The organism is Phenylobacterium sp. (genome assembly GCF_028290885.1).
Classification (GTDB): domain Bacteria; phylum Pseudomonadota; class Alphaproteobacteria; order Caulobacterales; family Caulobacteraceae; genus Phenylobacterium.
Map to the genome: position 1 here is coordinate 20,213 of NZ_JAQGIZ010000186.1, position 15,030 is coordinate 35,242.

The window sequence follows — 15,030 nt, forward strand, 5'->3', positions numbered from 1 at the left end:
GAGCGTGCTCCGACGCCGTGACTGGCGTTCTGGGGTTTGAGTCTAACCGAAGGCCCGGCGGGGGAAGGGCTCGCGGGCCAGCGCCGGGGGCGGGCCGGCCTCGCTCAGCACGGCTTCCTTGATGGCGCGGGGCTCGCCGAACAGGTGGCCCTGGCCGAAGCCGATGTTGAGCTCCAGGATGTCGACCACCTGCTTCTCGGCCTCCACCTTTTCGGCGACCACCTCGACGCCGTAGCGGCGGGTGAGCGTGGTGAAGTCCTCGGCGGCGAGGTCGGGGAGCGAGCGCAGCACCAGGCGGCCGTCGATCTCGGTCAGTTCCTCCAGCAGCATCTGCGCGCCGATCTTGAGGAACTTCACGTCGGAGCGGGCGAGGTCCTGCAGATCGAGGTCGAGGTCGGTGACCTTGTCGAGGCTGAAGCGGAAGCCGAGGTCGGCGAGCTTGCCCATGTTGCGCGCCTCCACCGAGCCGCGCGCGTCGAACGCCGCCTGGCCGATCTCGAAGATCAGCGCCCCGGAAAGGTCGCGGTTGGCGGTGAGCAGGTCGAGGAACTGCGGGAAGAAGCTCTCGTCGGCCAGGCTCGCCATCGAGACGTTGCAGAAGATGCCGATCTTGCGCTCCTGCTTGGCGAGGCGCCGCACGATCTGCACGCAGCGGAACAGCAGGAGGTTGTCGATGGCGGTGATCAGCCCGCCGGGCTCGGCGACCGCCAGGTACTCGGCCGGCATCATCACCCGGCCGGTCTCGTCGCGCAGCCGCGAGAAGCTCTCGTAGAACTGGGTGCGGCGCTGCGGCAGGGCCACGACCGGCTGCAGGTAGAGGTCGACGCGGTTCTCGGTGAGCGCCTCGCGGACGGTTTCCAGGAGGCCGTTCGACTGGTGGGCGTTACCGCCCAGGCGGGCGGGGAACGCCGGCGCCTCGCCCTGCTCGTCCAGCCGATGCTGCATGCGCTGCACCAGGTCCTCCAGCATGTGGACCTCGTCCAGCAGCACCTCGGAGCGGTGGGCGTCGTCGTTGACGGTCTCCAGCACCTCGCCGAGCCGGGCGTCGAGCGCCTCGACCTGGGTAAGCAGGATGGCGTGCGCCTCGCGCACCGTCTCGATGTCGCTCCTGATCGCGCCGGTCTCCAGGGCGCGTGCGATCAGGCCGTGGAAGGCGAAGCACAGCCCGAGCCCGCCCACCAGCGCGGCCACGCCGGCGCCCCAGCCGCCGCCGTTCCGCCACAGCGTGAGCGCGACGATCAGCGACAGGCAGAGATAGGTTGCGCAGAGGAGCCCAAGGGTGAGCCGACGCATGGTCCCGCCATCCGAATCACTGAGGTTGAGTATCCGACACGGCGCCTCTTGAAGTCGAATAGATTAACGGTCGCGCGGCGACGGCGCGCCTGCTCTGTGATGAGCGTCCTTCTCCCCTTGTGGGAGAAGGTGGCCTGCCCCCGGGCTCGGCCGAAGGCCGACCCGAGGATAAACTCCGCAGGTCGGATGTGGGGTCGAAAGCCCTAACCGATCCGAGCGTGGGATCGCGCCGATAGCGGAGCAAAACCCCACATCCGTCGCCCTTCGGTCGACACCTTCTCCCACAAGGGGAGAAGGAGCGAGTGGAGTTTCCGGGCGAAATATGTGATCAATGTTTACTTAAGAGCGCGGCGGAGATCCGATGGCGAACGAACACTTCGACGTGCTGATCGTGGGCGCGGGCCTGTCAGGCATCGGCGCCGGCTGGCACCTGCAGGCGAGCGCGCCCGGCCGCAGCTACGTGATCCTGGAAGGCCGCGAGGCCATCGGCGGCACCTGGGACCTGTTCCGCTATCCCGGCATCCGTTCCGACAGCGACATGTACACCCTGGGCTACGCCTTCAAGCCGTGGCGCGAGGCCAAGGCGATCGCCGACGGCCCGTCGATCCTGAAGTACGTGCGCGACACCGCCCGCGACCACGGCATCGACCGGCACATCCGCTACGGCCATCAGGTGACCTCCGCCGCCTGGTCGAGCCAGGACGCCGCCTGGACCGTCGAGGCCCTGCGCAGCGACGGCCAGACCGTGCGGATCACCGCCAACTTCCTGTTCCTCTGCGGCGGCTACTACAGCTACGAGGCGGGCTACACGCCGGAGTTCCCGGGCGCCGAGCGCTTCAAGGGCGAAGTCATCCATCCGCAGAAGTGGCCGGAGCGCCTCGACTACGCCGGCAAGCGCGTGGTGGTGATCGGCTCCGGCGCGACGGCGGTGACCCTGGTCCCGGCGATGGCCGAGACCGCGGCCCACGTCACCATGCTGCAGCGCTCGCCCACCTACGTGGTCTCCCGGCCCGCCGAGGACGCCATGGCCAACCGGCTGCGCAAATGGCTGCCGGCCATGCTCGCCTACGGCCTGATCCGCTGGCGCAACGTGCTGTTCGGCATGTGGTTCTTCCGCCTGGCGCGCAACAAGCCGGAGGCGGTGAAGAAGAACATCATCGACATGGTCCGCGCCCAGCTCGGTCCCGACTACGACGTCGGCAAGCACTTCACGCCCAGCTACAACCCCTGGGACCAGCGGCTGTGCCTGGTGCCCGACGCGGACCTCTTCGAGGCGATCAAGGCCGGCCGCGCCGACGTGGTCACCGACCACGTCGAGACCTTCACCGAAAGGGGCATCCGGTTGAAGTCCGGCGCCGAGCTTGCCGCCGACATCATCGTCACCGCCACCGGCCTGAACCTGCAGGTGATGAACGGCCTTGCGATCACCGTCGACGGCCGCGCCGTCGATCCGGGCAAGACGCTCTCCTACAAGGGCATGATGTACGAGGATGTGCCGAACCTGGCCTCGGCGTTCGGCTACACCAACGCCTCGTGGACGCTGAAGTGCGACCTGACCTGCGAGTACGTTTGTCGCCTCTTGAATCACATGGCGCGAACGGGCCTGCGCCAGGCCACTCCGCGCAACCACGACCCGGACATCGAACGCCAGCCCTGGCTCGACTTCACCTCCGGCTACGTCAAGCGGGCCATGGAGAAGTTCCCCAAGCAGGGCTCCAAGGCCCCCTGGAAACTGCACCAGAACTACGCGCTGGACCTGATGAGCCTGAAGTATGCCAAGCTGGAGGACGGGACGCTGGAGTTCTCGAATCCGAGGCCGGCGAAGGTGAAGGCGCGGGAAAAGGTGGCGGCTTAGCGGGGGCTGGGGCCACCGATCCATCCTCTTCTGGTCGTCATCCCCGGCCTTGCGCCGGGGATCCATACGCGCCTGACTCCCAAGCCAATCCCCGAGGCCGGCTGGGAGCGCGCGTCCGCTTCACGACCGAGCGCGAATGCCTGTTTTCGACCCATTGCGGACTCCAGCGCCGGAAAGCTAAGCTTCCAACACTCCCGCTCTCCCTCGAAAGACCTGCATGAAGTATCAGGACCTCAAAATCCGCGACGCAACTCGTGTTGCGATGGTTGCGGCGGTTTGCACGTTGGCGATGGCGGGGAGCATTGCTTGGCCCGACGCGACGCGACGGATTGTTGAGCCGCTACATCTATCCAGACATGGCAACACCTATGAGGTTTTGTTAGCAGTTGCCGCCATCATGGCCCTGCTGTCGTGGGTCATCGTGGCGCAATATCTGCTGCGATCCCCTTCTGATGATGCTCGCGTCGTCGCCCAGAAGGTATCTCAGAACAAGCCTTTACCAGAGAAGTTCGACCCGATGCTGCTGGACTCGAACGATCCAGATTTTGGCACACCGACCTGGCGATATGCATATATCCGGTGGCGTCGCGCTCGCAGGAGCTGACACGAATGAACGTCCGCCAACCACCCCTTCCTGCCGTCCGCCGCGTCTGCTTTCTGGCCCTGGGTGTGGCGCAGGCGCGAACGTCCGCTTCTCGGTCAGGGCCTTCTGGCGGGAGACGACCCGTAGCGGACCTTGCTCTTATGTCTCGTCGGTGCCGGGCTCCGGCCCGTAAATCCCGCGGGTGATGGAAACAACCAGGGTCTTGATGACCCAGAACACGGGAATGGCCAGCCCGCCTAGCGCGATCATCAGGAGGCCGCCGCCGATGTCCTTGGCTTGATAGCCCCACCCCAATCCGGCGATCACGTCCACTGCCGCCGACAGGGTGATCAGCCCGACAACTCCGAACCAGAGCACCATGAGGACCTTCATGAAGCGCCAGTTCGTACGCTGCCAGCGGTAGATGGAACGCACGTAGCCGGGGGGTGCATCCACTGGCTGTGGACGCGGCTTCATCCAGGCGCACTCGATGTCGGCGGGGCTGGGATCTGGCTTCCGTTCGGCCCTCATGGGTTGCACCTTATCACCATCATGTCCGCTTCCCACCCCACCCGGCCAATCGACGAGTCCGCTTGCTGGCAAGATGACTCACGACCGGATGTCACCCCGTTTCGGACGTTATGTCAGTGTGCTCGCCCAGCTCTGGACATGGAGCGCGGGTCACCGCAGCAATCTGCCCAATGCCAGTCTCGGGTGGAAAAGAAAGAATGAAGCGAACTTTCTTGTGCGTCGCGTTGGCGACTCTCGCCTCTCCCACGTTTTTGGCAGCAGCTGAGCAATCGAGCTCAATGAACACAGCCCCTAACGGTTCCTACGTGCTCGACCAGGACTCACCCGATAACTCCATCTCAACGTGGCAACTGGACCATCTGAGTAGTGCCAACGCAGTGCGAGCAAAGCTGACAGTTCGACGTTTGGGAGCCGGAAGAAGTCCAACGTTTGGACTATCATTAGCCAACTCGGAGGACACGGTGATGTTTCAGGCGTTCACAAAGCCTGGGGCCAAGGTGCTCGTCCCACTGCTCACCGAGGAGGCGGACCACAGCGAAAAGAGCACTTTGGCTGGCGGCGTTTTCGTGTCGACGTTCGATCTCGACGAAACGGTAGACATAGAAGCTACATGGAGTCCTTCGGGCGAGGTGACGATTACACTCCGGGACAAGGTCAGCCGTTCGATCAACTCGATCAGCGGTTTCGAGCGCCGCACCGTAAAGATGCGAGGTGGACCGCCGACCAGACTAACGGTCGTCGCGATTTCCGGAGAAGCCGAATGGAAACCCCTTGAGATAGGCACTGTGGCTCCGCTTCCATGAGAGGGAATATTAAATCTCCTCCCCACCCCGTCCTGCCGTCCGCCGCGTCTGCTTTTCTGGCCCTGGGCGTGGCGCAGGCACGAACGTCCGCTTCCCGGCCAGGGGCTTCTGGCGGGAGACGACCCTAAGCGGAAGTTGGCCGGAGCGTCAGAGGCCGGGCGAAGCGCCGGTTGAGCACGGACGACGTTCATCAAGACGGCATCCTCCTGAATTCGCACGGCCGGTGATCTTCACCCTGCCAAGCACTGCTTGCTAGGAGCGCGTGGAAGCTAACGCCGGTATTGGCGCTTGCAGTTGCCAGACCCATCGGACTAAATTGAATTCAATTCAATCCCAGGACCGACCATGACCGCGACGAGGATCGGCACACCGGAACGATTGATCCGCGCCGCTCAGGAGGAGCTCATCCATAGTCATGGCCTGTTGGAGATGCAGGCGGTCGCGAAGCGGGCCAAGGTTTCGGTCGGGCTGGCCTACCACCACTTCGGATCAAAGGCGGGGTTGATCGCTGCTGTGGTCGAAGGGTTTTACAACCGGCTGGAAGAAGCAGCATTCAGCCCCTCGAAGCTGACTTCGTCGGATTGGGCGGGCCGCGAGAAAGAGCGGATCGCCGCCTACATCTCATTCCATTACGACCATCCGTTTGCGCCGCTAGTAGTTGGCGCGTTAAGCCGCGCGGTCGAAGTCCTCGATGTGGAACAGGCCTTCACCAAACGGCAGCTGACTGCGGGCGCACATAATTTGCGGGCGGGCCAGCGCGACGGCGTCATTCCCGCCGACCTCGATCCGCGCCTCACGATCGCTCTGATGATTGGCGGTATCCGCCAGGCGCTAATCGGCGCGCTGATGAGTAGCCATCGCCCCGACCGCGCCGAGCTGACTGACAAGATCTGGGTCTTTGTCGCGGGCGCATTGCGCCTGCCGGCAACGCAGGTCGCGACCCAGAGCACAGGCGGCCGGGTCGCCTGACTGCAAACATCCAGTGCTCAATTCAGGAGGGAACTGCGACGCAAATGGCTGATCCGCACGAGTTTCACACGCCGAAGTCCCACTACACAAAGGACGATCTGATCCTTTCCGGCCGGGGTGGCTATTTCGGTCCCGGCAATGCGCAACTGCCGGCTCCGCCAATGCTGATGATGGACCGGATCACGAAGCTGAGCCTTGACGGCGGTGAATTTGGCAAGGGCGACATCGTCGCCGAGTTGGATATCACCCCGGACCTTTGGTTCTTTGGTTGTCACTTTCCTGGCGACCCGGTCATGCCCGGCTGCCTTGGGCTGGACGCCATGTGGCAGGTCCTCGGCTATTGGCTGGGCTGGTCGGGTTCACCGGGTAAGGGACGCGCCGTCGGTGTGGGTGAGGTCAGGTTTCGAGGTGACGTTACGCCTGAGACTCGGATGGTGCGCTATGAAGTGAGCATGCGGCAGGTCCGGCGCGGCAAGCTGGCGCTGGGCGTAGCGAATGGTCGGCTGTTTGCGGACAACGTCTGTGTGTATGTCGCATCGGAGCTGAGAGTCGGAATGATCAGGCCCACGCCCTGAAGGTCGGTGGCCGACTTCCAACTTCCGGTTTCCACCCTGCACAGTCATTCGGGACGTCCGCATTCCGGCGCCCAGCCAAGGACCGGACGCGACCCTCCCCGGACCTTCGCAAGTTCCGCTCATGGGGGCTAGACGATGCCCGCTGGTTTGAGTCAGCGACAAGTGGCGACATCGCTCTTCGTCATTGCCTTCGTATCGCGCTCAGCTGAGTTCTTGGGCGAGTCCGATGAGAAGCCCTTCAGGCCCGCGGATGTAGCAGAGCCGATACGCGTCTTTATACTGGACGACTTCTCCTACGAGCTGCGCGCCGCGCTTGCGGAGCCTTTCAAGCGTCTCGTCGATGTCGTCCACGGCGAACATGACGCGGAGGTAGCCTAGAGCGTTCACCGGAGCGTTGCGGTGATCCGCGACGGCAGGCGGCGTGAGGAAGCGGGAGAGCTCGACCCGGCCGTGGCCATCCGGCGTGCGCATCATGGCGATCTCGACGCGCTGATCGCCCAGCCCAGTGACACGTCCGGCCCATTCTCCGTCGATGGTGGCCCGCCCTTCGAGCTCGAGGCCGAGCTCGCGAAAGAAATCAATCGTCCCTTCGAGGTCGTCGACGACGATTCCTACGTTGTCCATCCGTTTGAGCGCCATGGGTCCACTCTACAAGGTGTCGTCCAGCTAACAACGGACCCTTTGTGCGACAGCTCGCGCTCGAGCATCTTTAGCAGGAGCGGACGCTCCCGAGGTCGCCTGCGGGTGATGCAACAGCGCGCCAAGCGCGATTGAAGGAGAGTAGCGTCCCCTTTCCGCCCATCTCGGTCGTTCCTAGTGTCCGCTTGTCGCCCACACCCGCGACGTTCAGCTTATGAATACAGGACCTAGTCCAGGCCGTAGGCAGCGCGTTCCAGGGCGGCGAACAGGCCGAGCGTCTCGGGGTCTGCGAACGGCAGCAGCTGGGTGAGGATCAGGCCGGCCTTGCCCGCTTTGGGATCGGCCCAATAGTAACAGTTGGCGAGCCCGCCCCAGAACAGGCTGCCGGCGCTGCGTCCATCGGGGGATGGCTCGGGCGTGATCATCGTCGCCAGGCCCCAGCCCGTCTGCATGCCGGGATACGGGTCGAAGTCGTTGCTCAGCGTCGGCGCCACGCTCTTGAGCGCGCCGACGCGCCGCGCGCCGGTCTGCACCCTGCAGAGCTCGGTCATGCTTTCGGCGGACAATATCCGGGCGCCGTCGAGCGCTCCGCCGTTCAGCAGCATGCGCAGGAAGCGCCCGTAGTCGGGCGCCGTCGCATAGAGACCGCCGCCGGCCGAGAGCACCTCCGGATCGCCAGGCAGGCTGAGCGGAATGGCCACCGGCGCGCCATCCGGTCCCCTGGCATGCATGCCGGCCTTGCGCGCCGCCTGCTCCGCCGAGAGCTTGAAGACGGTGTCCGTCATGCCCAGCGGGCCGAGCACATGCTCGGCCAGATAGGCGTCGAGCCGCTGGCCGCTGGCCGCCTCGACGGCGATCCCCGCCCAGTCGATGCCGATGCCGTAGGCCCAGCCCTGGCCGGGATCGAACATCAGCGGCTGGCGATGGGCCGAGCGCAGGCCGCTCACGGCGTCGGGCGCGCCTGTCGCCATCAGCCACGCGCCGATCTCGGCGTTCAGCCAGCCGTAGCCGAAACCCGAGGTGTGGGTCAGGAGCTGGCGCAGCGTCACCGGGCCCCTTGCGGGCCGCAGTTTCGGCGTGCCGTCAGCGTTCAGGCCGTCGAACACCTCCAGGCCCGCCAGGTCCGGGAGCAGCGGCGCGAGGTCGCCGTCCAGGCTGAGCTTGCCGCGCTCGACCAGCTGCAGGGCCGCGACCGCGGCGATCGCCTTGGTCATGGACGCGATCCAGAACACCGTGTCCTGGTCCATGGCCGGCGCAGCGCCGACCGATCGCCGGCCCGCGGCATGCTGGTAGGTGACGCCGTCCCGCTCGGCGATCAGCGCGACGGCGCCGGCGATCCGGCCTTCGGCCACCGCCGCGTCAAGCGCTGCTTCAAAGCCTCGATACATCACCCCTCCCCGAGCCCACGATCATCTGGGACCGGAGTTCAACCTCGGCTGTCCCGGCGCCAGCAGAAGGCTCCCCAGCGCCGCCGCGGTCAACGCCGCGGCCATCGCCCAGGCCTCGTTGGCCGCCCGCGCGAAGGCCAGCCGCTCGATCATCGGCTGCAGCATGGCGCGCGTACCGGGATCGAGCGGCCCCGACCCGCGCAAGGCGAAGAGCTCCAGCGGAATGCCCACCGCCCTAGCCGTCGCCGTGTCGCCGGCCTGCAGCCGGGCTACGATAGCCTGCGCATGATGCGGCCCGCGGCCGTAGAGCACGGTGTCGATGAGGGCCAGGCCGATGGCGCCGCCGAGATTGCGCATCAGGTTGAAGAGCCCGCTGGCGTCGGCCACCGCCTCGTCGGCCAGATGTCCCAACGCCATCCGGGTCGGCGGAAGCAGGCAGAACATGATCGCCACGCCGCGCACCACCTGCGGCCAGAACATCTGCGCAAACCCCGTCTGGGTGGTCTCGAAGCTGCTCATCCCCAGGCCGAGCGCGAACAGCGCAAAGCCGAACGCGCTCAAGGCGCGCGCCCCGATCCGGCGCTCCAGGGCGACCGCGATCGGCGCCGTGGCGAGCTGGGCCACGCCTGTCACCAGCATGACCTTGCCGGTGTCGAGCGCCCCGTAGCCGCGCACCGCGCCCAGGAACACCGGCATCAGGTAGACCGAGCCGAAGAGGCCCGCGCCGAGGACGAAGCTCAACACGCACCCGACCGCGAAGCTGCGGCGCGCGAAGGCGTGCAGCTCGACCAGCGGGTGAGCCGCCTTCAGGGTGCGCAGCACGAAGGCCGTCCCCGCGCTCACGGTCACCGCCGCCAGCCCCAGGATCGGCGGCGACAGCCAGCCGCGGTGCGGCGCCTCCTTCAGCGCGATCTCCAACGCCGCCAGGGCCAGCGCCATCAGCGCCAGGGAGACGAGGTCCAGGGTTCGGGCTTCGGCCCATCGGGGCGCCTCGCGCGGAAGGAGCCAGGCGGCCGAGCTCGCCGCCACGATCCCCGGCGCGAGGTTGATCAGGAACAGCCAATGCCAGCTGTAGGTCTGGGTGATCCAGCCGCCGACGATCGGCCCGACGGTCGGCGCCAGCACCGCCAGCACGCCAGCCACCGTGGTCGCCAGCGCCTGGCGCCGCTCCGGGAACAGCAGGAACACCGCCGAGAACACCGCCGGGATCAGGGTCCCGCCCGACAGCCCCTGCACCACCCGCCAGGCGATCAGGGTGGCGAAATCGCTGCTCGCCGCGCAGCCGGCCGAACTGAGGGTGAAGACCGAGAGCGCGGCCACGAACAGCCAGCGCATGCTGAGGATCCGCGTCAGCACGCCGGTCAGCGGGATCGCGATCACCTCGGCGATCAGATAGGCGGTCTGGATCCAGGAGATGCGGTCGCCCGAAACCTTCAGCGCATGCTCGATGGTCGGGATCGAGGTCGCCACCACCTGCACGTCCAGGATCGCCATGAACATGCCCAGGCACATCATGGCGAAACCGGCGGAGAGCGCGGGCCCGGGAGTTTTGGCGGCCGCGGCGGTCATGGCAGACCGCCGAGGGTCAGCCGACGCCGTCGAGGTATTCGATCTCCGGGCGGCCGCCCAGCACCGCGGCGAACTTCGGGCCGGCGGCCTTGAAATAGTCCGTGCCGCCGTGATGGGTCAGCGCGTCCTGGTCCTTGTAGAGTTCCAGCACCTTGTAGGTGTTGGGCTCAGTGCGGCTCTTGGTCAGCTGGTAGGCTGCGTTGCCCGCCTCGTTGGCGCGGACCTGCTTGGCGAGCTCGGTGAAGAACGCCTCGAACTCGGGGCCCTTGCCCTCCTGGATCCTGAGCGTCGCGATAACCCCGATCATGCCGTCCTCCGAACGATTGTTTGAATGACGGTAGAGCTGGCGCCCAGGCGGAGCAAGCCCACACTCGATCTCGATCCGCTCATCCCGCGAAGGATATTACCGCGGCTCGTTCCAGCCGTAGGCCACCCAGTGGTGGCCGCCGAGGTGGCGGGCTTCGATGACGCCGTCGCTGCGGGCGCGCGCCGTGCGGCGGGCGCGAAGCGCCAGGCCGGCGAACCCGAGCAGGGCCGAGGCCATCACGGCGATCACCGCGACGGTGGCGGCGAACACCACCGCGAGAATGGCTCCCACCACGACGGCGGCGATGGTTGCGAGCAGACCGCCAAGCACAGCCAAGCTGCGGAGTGCGGATCCGTGACGGGCGGCGAACTCTTTCACCATGGCGTCCTCATCGGCCCCCCGACTTCAGCCCAGGGCTTAAACCATTTATGTTGTCCCAAGGGTCCCCGTCGTCAACCGCCGACAACCGCAAGGGGATGTGTTTTGCGAACTTATGCCGCCCCCTGCAGCGCCAGCGCCCGGCGTTCGCGCATGGCGGTGTCGAAAGCGGCGTTGATCGCGGCGGCCTTGGCCTCGGCCACCTCGACGAACTCCGGCGGCAGGCCGCGGGCGCGGGCGCGGTCGGGGTGGGACACCGACAGGATCGCCTTCCAGGCGGCACGCAGGTCCGCGTCGGAGGCGTCGTGCGGCACGTCCAGCACCACGTAGGGGTCGCCCGCCTCGGGCCCGAGGTGCGTCGCCTTCAGCCGCCGGAACACCAGCGGGCTCTGGCCGAACAGCTCGGAAACCCGCTCCAGGTAGGTGAGTTCGTCGGCGGTGACGACGCCGTCGGAGGTGGCCACGAAGAATAGGCCGTCCAGCACGTCTTCCAGGAGCTGCGGGCAGTTGCGGTAGCGCTTCTGCAGCCGCCGCGCATAGCTCTCGAACCCGCGGGTGGTCTGGCGGGCCAGCTGATAGAGCCGGCGCACATTGCCTGCGCTGGCCGGCTCCGGCTGGAACACCTCGGAGAAGGCGGCGTATTCGCCGGCCCGGGCGTCGCCATCCGCCTTGGCGAGCTTAGCGCCCAGCGCCGTCACCGCGGTCGAGAACGCGGGGTCCTCGCCGGGCAGCCCGGGCGGACAGACGTCGCACTCGGCCTCGTCGAGGTTGAGCGCGGCGAGGCCGGCTATTTTGCGCCAGAAGCTCATTGGGATAAGCAGCCATACGAGTGTGGCCGGCCGAAGACAATCACGGAACGGGTTAAGTTTTGGACAGGTGCTGGCGTTTCTGGATCGACCGCGGCGGCACATTCACCGACGTGATTGGCCAAGTCGTAGGCGGCCCGAACGCCAATAGCGCCTTGGGGGGCGCCGAGACCTCGCTGAAGCTGCTCTCCGCCTCGCCCGCCTACCCCGACGCCGCCGTGGAGGCCATGCGCCGGATCCTGGGCGCGGGGCCAGGCGAGCCCTTCCCGGCCGCCCGCGTCGAATCGATCAAGATGGGCACCACCGTCGCCACCAACGCGCTCCTGGAGCGGGCCGGCGCCAGGACCCTGTTCGTCACCACCGAAGGCTTCGCGGACTCGATCCTGATCGGCGACCAGGCCCGGCCGGAGCTGTTCGCGCTGACCATCGTGCGCCCCGAACCGCTCTACTCCGGCGTCGTCGAGGCCCGTGAGCGGCTGGACGGCCAGGGCGCGGTGGTGCGCCCGCTGGACCGCGCCGCGCTCACCGAGAAACTCAAGTCCGCCGCCGCCCAAGGCTACGCCTCCGCCGCCATCGCCTTCCTGCATGCCGACCTCAACCCCGAGCACGAACGGCAGGCGGGCGAAATCGCGAAGGCTGTCGGATTCCAGTTCGTCGCGCTGAGCCATGAGGTTTCACCCCTGCCGCGATTTATTCCGCGGGCCGAGACGACGATCGCCGACGCCTACCTTACACCCATCCTGCAGGCCTATGTCCGCCGGGTAGCCGACGTAGTGGCCGGCGCGCCGCTCTACTTCATGACCTCGGCCGGCGGCCTGGTCCGCGCCGAGGCCTTCCGCGGCAAGGACGCGGTGGTGTCCGGCCCGGCCGGCGGGGTGGTGGGCGTGGCGCGGACCGCAGAGCAGGCGCGGGCCGCCGCCGTGCTCGGCTTCGACATGGGCGGCACTTCCACCGACGTCTGCCGCTACGCCGGCCATCTGGAGCGCCGCGACACCGCCAAGGTGGCCGGCGCCAAGATCAGGAGCCCGATGCTCGACGTCGAGACCGTGGCGGCCGGCGGCGGCTCGATCCTGGCCTTCGACGGCATGCGCGCCCGCGCCGGTCCCGCCAGCGCCGGCGCCGACCCGGGCCCCGCCTGCTACGGCCGAGGCGGCCCCGCCACCGTCACCGACGCCAACCTGGTGCTGGGCCGCCTCGACCCGCGGTTCTTCCCCTCGGTGTTCGGACCCAAGGGCGATCGGCCGCTCGACCCTGACGCCGCCCGCGCGCGTCTCGCCGATCTCGCCGAGGCGATGGGCGCTGAGAGCGTCGAGGCCGCCGCCGAGGGCTTCGTCGCCGTGGCCGTCGAGCAGATGGCCCAGGCGGTGCGCCGCATCTCCACCGAGCGCGGCTTCGACCCGCGAGAGCACGCGCTGACCGCCTTCGGCGGCGCCGCCGGCCAGGTCGCCTGCCAGACCGCCGAGGCGCTGGGCGTCCGCGAGATCCTGGCGCCCAGATACGCCAGCGTGCTCAGCGCCTGGGGCATCGGCCAGGCCGAGGTCACCGCGCTCCGCCAAGCCGGCCTCGAAGCCCCGCTCGACGCAGACGGCCTGACCCGCGCCCATGCACTGCTCGGCCAGGTCGAAACCGCCGCCCGCGCCGCCATGGCCGAGCAGGGCGCGGAGACCGGCGCCGTCCGCCAGACCCTGCGCCTCCGCTACGACAGCGCCGACGCCGAACTGCCGGTCGCGCTCAGCGACCTCGCGTCCGCCAAGGCCCAGTTCGAACAGGCCCACCAACGCCTCTTCGGCTTCATCGAGCCCAACCGGGCGATCCTGATCGCGGCGGTGGAGGCGGAGGCGAGCACCACCCCTTCTCCCCTTGTGGGAGAAGGTGGCAGCCGCAGGCTGACGGATGAGGGGTCGCACTCCGCCGTCGGCGCGACCCCTCATCCGAGCCGCTTCGCGGCCCACCTTCTCCCGCAAGGGGAGAAGGACTCGGTGAAGATGTTCGCCCACGGCGCCTGGCACGACGCTCCCATCGTTCCCGCCGAAACCCTCACCGCCGCCGAAGGCCCCGCCCTGATCGTCCGCGCCGACACCCAGATCGCGCTTGCCCCCGGCTGGCGGGCCGCCGCCCACGCCGACGGCCTGATCCGGCTCACCCGCACCTCCGCAGTGTCGACCGCCGCCATCGCCCTCGACCGCCCCGACCCGGTCACCCTGGAGCTCTTCAACCGCCGCTTCATGGGCGTGGCCGAGGCCATGGGCGCGGCGCTGGAACGCACCGCCCACTCGGTGAACATCAAGGAGCGGCTGGACTTCTCCTGCGCCCTGTTCGACGCCGACGGCGGCCTGGTGGCCAACGCCCCGCATATGCCGGTGCACCTCGGCTCCATGGGCGCCAGCGTCCGCGCCGTCCGTGACCGCCATCCGGTGCTGCACCCCGGCGAGGCCTTCGCCCTCAACAACCCCTACGCCGGCGGCACCCACCTGCCCGACATCACCGTGGTCATGCCGATCTTCATGGAGCAGGCCGACCAGCCCACCTTCTACGTCGCCGCCCGCGGCCACCATGCCGACGTGGGCGGGGTGCAGCCCGGCTCCATGCCGCCGTTCTCGAAGACCATCGACGAGGAAGGCGTCATGCTGGACGCCCTGCCGATCATGCGCGAGGGCCGCTTTCTGGAATCCGATACCCACGCGGCGCTGACGGCCGGGCCCTGGCCCGCCCGCAACCCCGACCAGAACCTCGCCGACCTCAAGGCGCAGATCGCCGCCTGCCAGGCCGGCGCCGCGGCGGTCTCCGAGATGATCCGCGCCCATGGCCCAGACGCCGTCGCCCGCTACATGACCTTCGTGCAGCAGAACGCCGCGGCCGCCGTGCGCCGCGCGGTCGGCAAGCTCTCGGACGGCGCAGCCCGCGTGCCCTTGGACGGCGGCGGCGAGATCGTCGTCACCACCACCGTGGACGCCGAGGCCGGCGAGGCGACGCTGGACTTCACCCGGAGCGCCGACCAGCTGCCGACCAACTTCAACGGCCCCTCGGCGATCGTCGACGCCGCGGCGCTCTACGTCTTCCGGACCCTGGTGGACGACGACATCCCGCTGAACTCCGGCTGCCTGGAGCCGCTGAACATCCTGACCCGGCCGGGCTCGATGCTGGACCCGCGCCCGCCGGCCGCGGTGGTCGCCGGCAACGTCGAGACCAGCCAGCACGTGGTCGACGCGCTCTATGCGGCGCTGGGCGTCATGTCCAACAGCCTGGGGACGATGAGCAACTTCACCTTCGGCGACGACCAGCGCCAGTACTACGAGACCATCTGCGGCGGCTCCGGGGCCACGGCCCACGCGCC

The 15,030-nt window shown here is 67.8% G+C and carries 14 protein-coding genes; 6 read left to right on the forward strand and 8 right to left on the reverse strand.

From position 1 onward, the window contains the following. Nucleotides 1-42: 42 nt before the first annotated feature. Complete coding sequence (locus JWP28_RS12595) at nt 43-1,293, reverse strand: EAL domain-containing protein (RefSeq protein ID WP_299543345.1); 1,251 nt, start codon at nt 1,291-1,293, stop codon at nt 43-45. 361 nt (nt 1,294-1,654) lie between these two features. On the opposite strand from JWP28_RS12595, the gene JWP28_RS12600 reads away from it, so the two are divergent. Next, entirely contained in the window at nt 1,655-3,148 is a 1,494-nt protein-coding gene (locus JWP28_RS12600; protein WP_299543347.1) for an NAD(P)/FAD-dependent oxidoreductase, read from the forward strand. 217 nt (nt 3,149-3,365) lie between these two features. Beyond that, on the forward strand, nt 3,366-3,752 hold the full coding sequence (locus tag JWP28_RS12605) for a hypothetical protein (RefSeq protein WP_299543348.1): 387 nt from the start codon (nt 3,366-3,368) through the stop codon (nt 3,750-3,752). A 138-nt stretch (nt 3,753-3,890) separates the two neighbouring features. Here JWP28_RS12605 and JWP28_RS12610 read toward each other — a convergent pair whose 3' ends face one another. Beyond that, nucleotides 3,891-4,166, reverse strand: coding sequence for a hypothetical protein (locus tag JWP28_RS12610; RefSeq protein WP_299543350.1), 276 nt, complete (start codon nt 4,164-4,166; stop codon nt 3,891-3,893). 560 nt (nt 4,167-4,726) lie between these two features. Between JWP28_RS12610 and JWP28_RS12615 the strand changes: the two genes are divergently transcribed. From JWP28_RS12615 to fabA, 3 genes are all read left to right on the forward strand, one after another. Further along, complete coding sequence (locus JWP28_RS12615) at nt 4,727-5,065, forward strand: hypothetical protein (protein WP_299543351.1); 339 nt, start codon at nt 4,727-4,729, stop codon at nt 5,063-5,065. Nucleotides 5,066-5,410: 345 nt separating this feature from the next. Next, a complete protein-coding gene (locus JWP28_RS12620; protein ID WP_299543352.1) occupies nt 5,411-6,034 on the forward strand; it encodes a TetR/AcrR family transcriptional regulator in 624 nt (207 codons plus the stop codon). A gap of 44 nt (nt 6,035-6,078) precedes the next feature. Continuing rightward, nucleotides 6,079-6,609 (forward strand): bifunctional 3-hydroxydecanoyl-ACP dehydratase/trans-2-decenoyl-ACP isomerase, encoded by a 531-nt coding sequence (gene fabA, locus JWP28_RS12625; RefSeq protein WP_299543354.1) that lies wholly within the window; start codon nt 6,079-6,081, stop codon nt 6,607-6,609. A gap of 201 nt (nt 6,610-6,810) precedes the next feature. Here the strand turns inward: fabA and JWP28_RS12630 are convergent, their stop codons facing one another. From JWP28_RS12630 to JWP28_RS12655, 6 genes are all read right to left on the reverse strand, one after another. Then, nucleotides 6,811-7,248: a VOC family protein gene (locus tag JWP28_RS12630; RefSeq protein WP_299543356.1), complete on the reverse strand. Its 438-nt coding sequence runs from the start codon at nt 7,246-7,248 to the stop codon at nt 6,811-6,813. Between the two features lie 227 nt (nt 7,249-7,475). After that, nucleotides 7,476-8,636: a serine hydrolase domain-containing protein gene (locus JWP28_RS12635; protein ID WP_299543358.1), complete on the reverse strand. Its 1,161-nt coding sequence runs from the start codon at nt 8,634-8,636 to the stop codon at nt 7,476-7,478. Between the two features lie 21 nt (nt 8,637-8,657). After that, nucleotides 8,658-10,205, reverse strand: a complete 1,548-nt coding sequence (locus JWP28_RS12640) for a DHA2 family efflux MFS transporter permease subunit (protein ID WP_299543359.1) — start codon at nt 10,203-10,205, stop codon at nt 8,658-8,660. A 16-nt stretch (nt 10,206-10,221) separates the two neighbouring features. Next, the gene (locus JWP28_RS12645) at nt 10,222-10,512 is read right to left on the reverse strand and encodes a putative quinol monooxygenase (RefSeq protein ID WP_299543361.1); all 291 of its coding nucleotides are present in this window, start codon (nt 10,510-10,512) and stop codon (nt 10,222-10,224) included. A gap of 96 nt (nt 10,513-10,608) precedes the next feature. Then, on the reverse strand, nt 10,609-10,893 hold the full coding sequence (locus tag JWP28_RS12650) for a hypothetical protein (RefSeq protein ID WP_299543363.1): 285 nt from the start codon (nt 10,891-10,893) through the stop codon (nt 10,609-10,611). A gap of 110 nt (nt 10,894-11,003) precedes the next feature. Continuing rightward, nucleotides 11,004-11,699 carry a molecular chaperone DjiA gene (locus tag JWP28_RS12655; RefSeq protein ID WP_299543365.1) on the reverse strand — a complete coding sequence of 232 codons (696 nt, stop codon included), beginning with the start codon at nt 11,697-11,699 and terminating at the stop codon, nt 11,004-11,006. Nucleotides 11,700-11,809: 110 nt separating this feature from the next. Here JWP28_RS12655 and JWP28_RS12660 point away from each other — a divergent pair. Beyond that, nucleotides 11,810-15,030 (forward strand): hydantoinase B/oxoprolinase family protein (locus JWP28_RS12660; protein ID WP_299543367.1); only part of this gene is annotated, 3,221 nt, incomplete at its 3' end.

Excerpts from the sequence above, each read along its gene's own strand:
- fabA (WP_299543354.1), top strand. The coding sequence starts at position 6,079 with ATGGCTGATCCGCACGAGTTTCACACGCCGAAGTCCCACTACACAAAG.
- JWP28_RS12645 (WP_299543361.1), bottom strand. The coding sequence starts at position 10,512 with ATGATCGGGGTTATCGCGACGCTCAGGATCCAGGAGGGCAAGGGCCCC.
- JWP28_RS12655 (WP_299543365.1), bottom strand. The coding sequence starts at position 11,699 with ATGAGCTTCTGGCGCAAAATAGCCGGCCTCGCCGCGCTCAACCTCGAC.
- JWP28_RS12630 (WP_299543356.1), bottom strand. The coding sequence starts at position 7,248 with ATGGCGCTCAAACGGATGGACAACGTAGGAATCGTCGTCGACGACCTC.
- JWP28_RS12615 (WP_299543351.1), top strand. The coding sequence starts at position 4,727 with ATGTTTCAGGCGTTCACAAAGCCTGGGGCCAAGGTGCTCGTCCCACTG.
- JWP28_RS12640 (WP_299543359.1), bottom strand. The coding sequence starts at position 10,205 with ATGACCGCCGCGGCCGCCAAAACTCCCGGGCCCGCGCTCTCCGCCGGT.
- JWP28_RS12600 (WP_299543347.1), top strand. The coding sequence starts at position 1,655 with ATGGCGAACGAACACTTCGACGTGCTGATCGTGGGCGCGGGCCTGTCA.
- JWP28_RS12595 (WP_299543345.1), bottom strand. The coding sequence starts at position 1,293 with ATGCGTCGGCTCACCCTTGGGCTCCTCTGCGCAACCTATCTCTGCCTG.
- JWP28_RS12605 (WP_299543348.1), top strand. The coding sequence starts at position 3,366 with ATGAAGTATCAGGACCTCAAAATCCGCGACGCAACTCGTGTTGCGATG.
- JWP28_RS12620 (WP_299543352.1), top strand. The coding sequence starts at position 5,411 with ATGACCGCGACGAGGATCGGCACACCGGAACGATTGATCCGCGCCGCT.
- JWP28_RS12635 (WP_299543358.1), bottom strand. The coding sequence starts at position 8,636 with ATGTATCGAGGCTTTGAAGCAGCGCTTGACGCGGCGGTGGCCGAAGGC.
- JWP28_RS12650 (WP_299543363.1), bottom strand. The coding sequence starts at position 10,893 with ATGGTGAAAGAGTTCGCCGCCCGTCACGGATCCGCACTCCGCAGCTTG.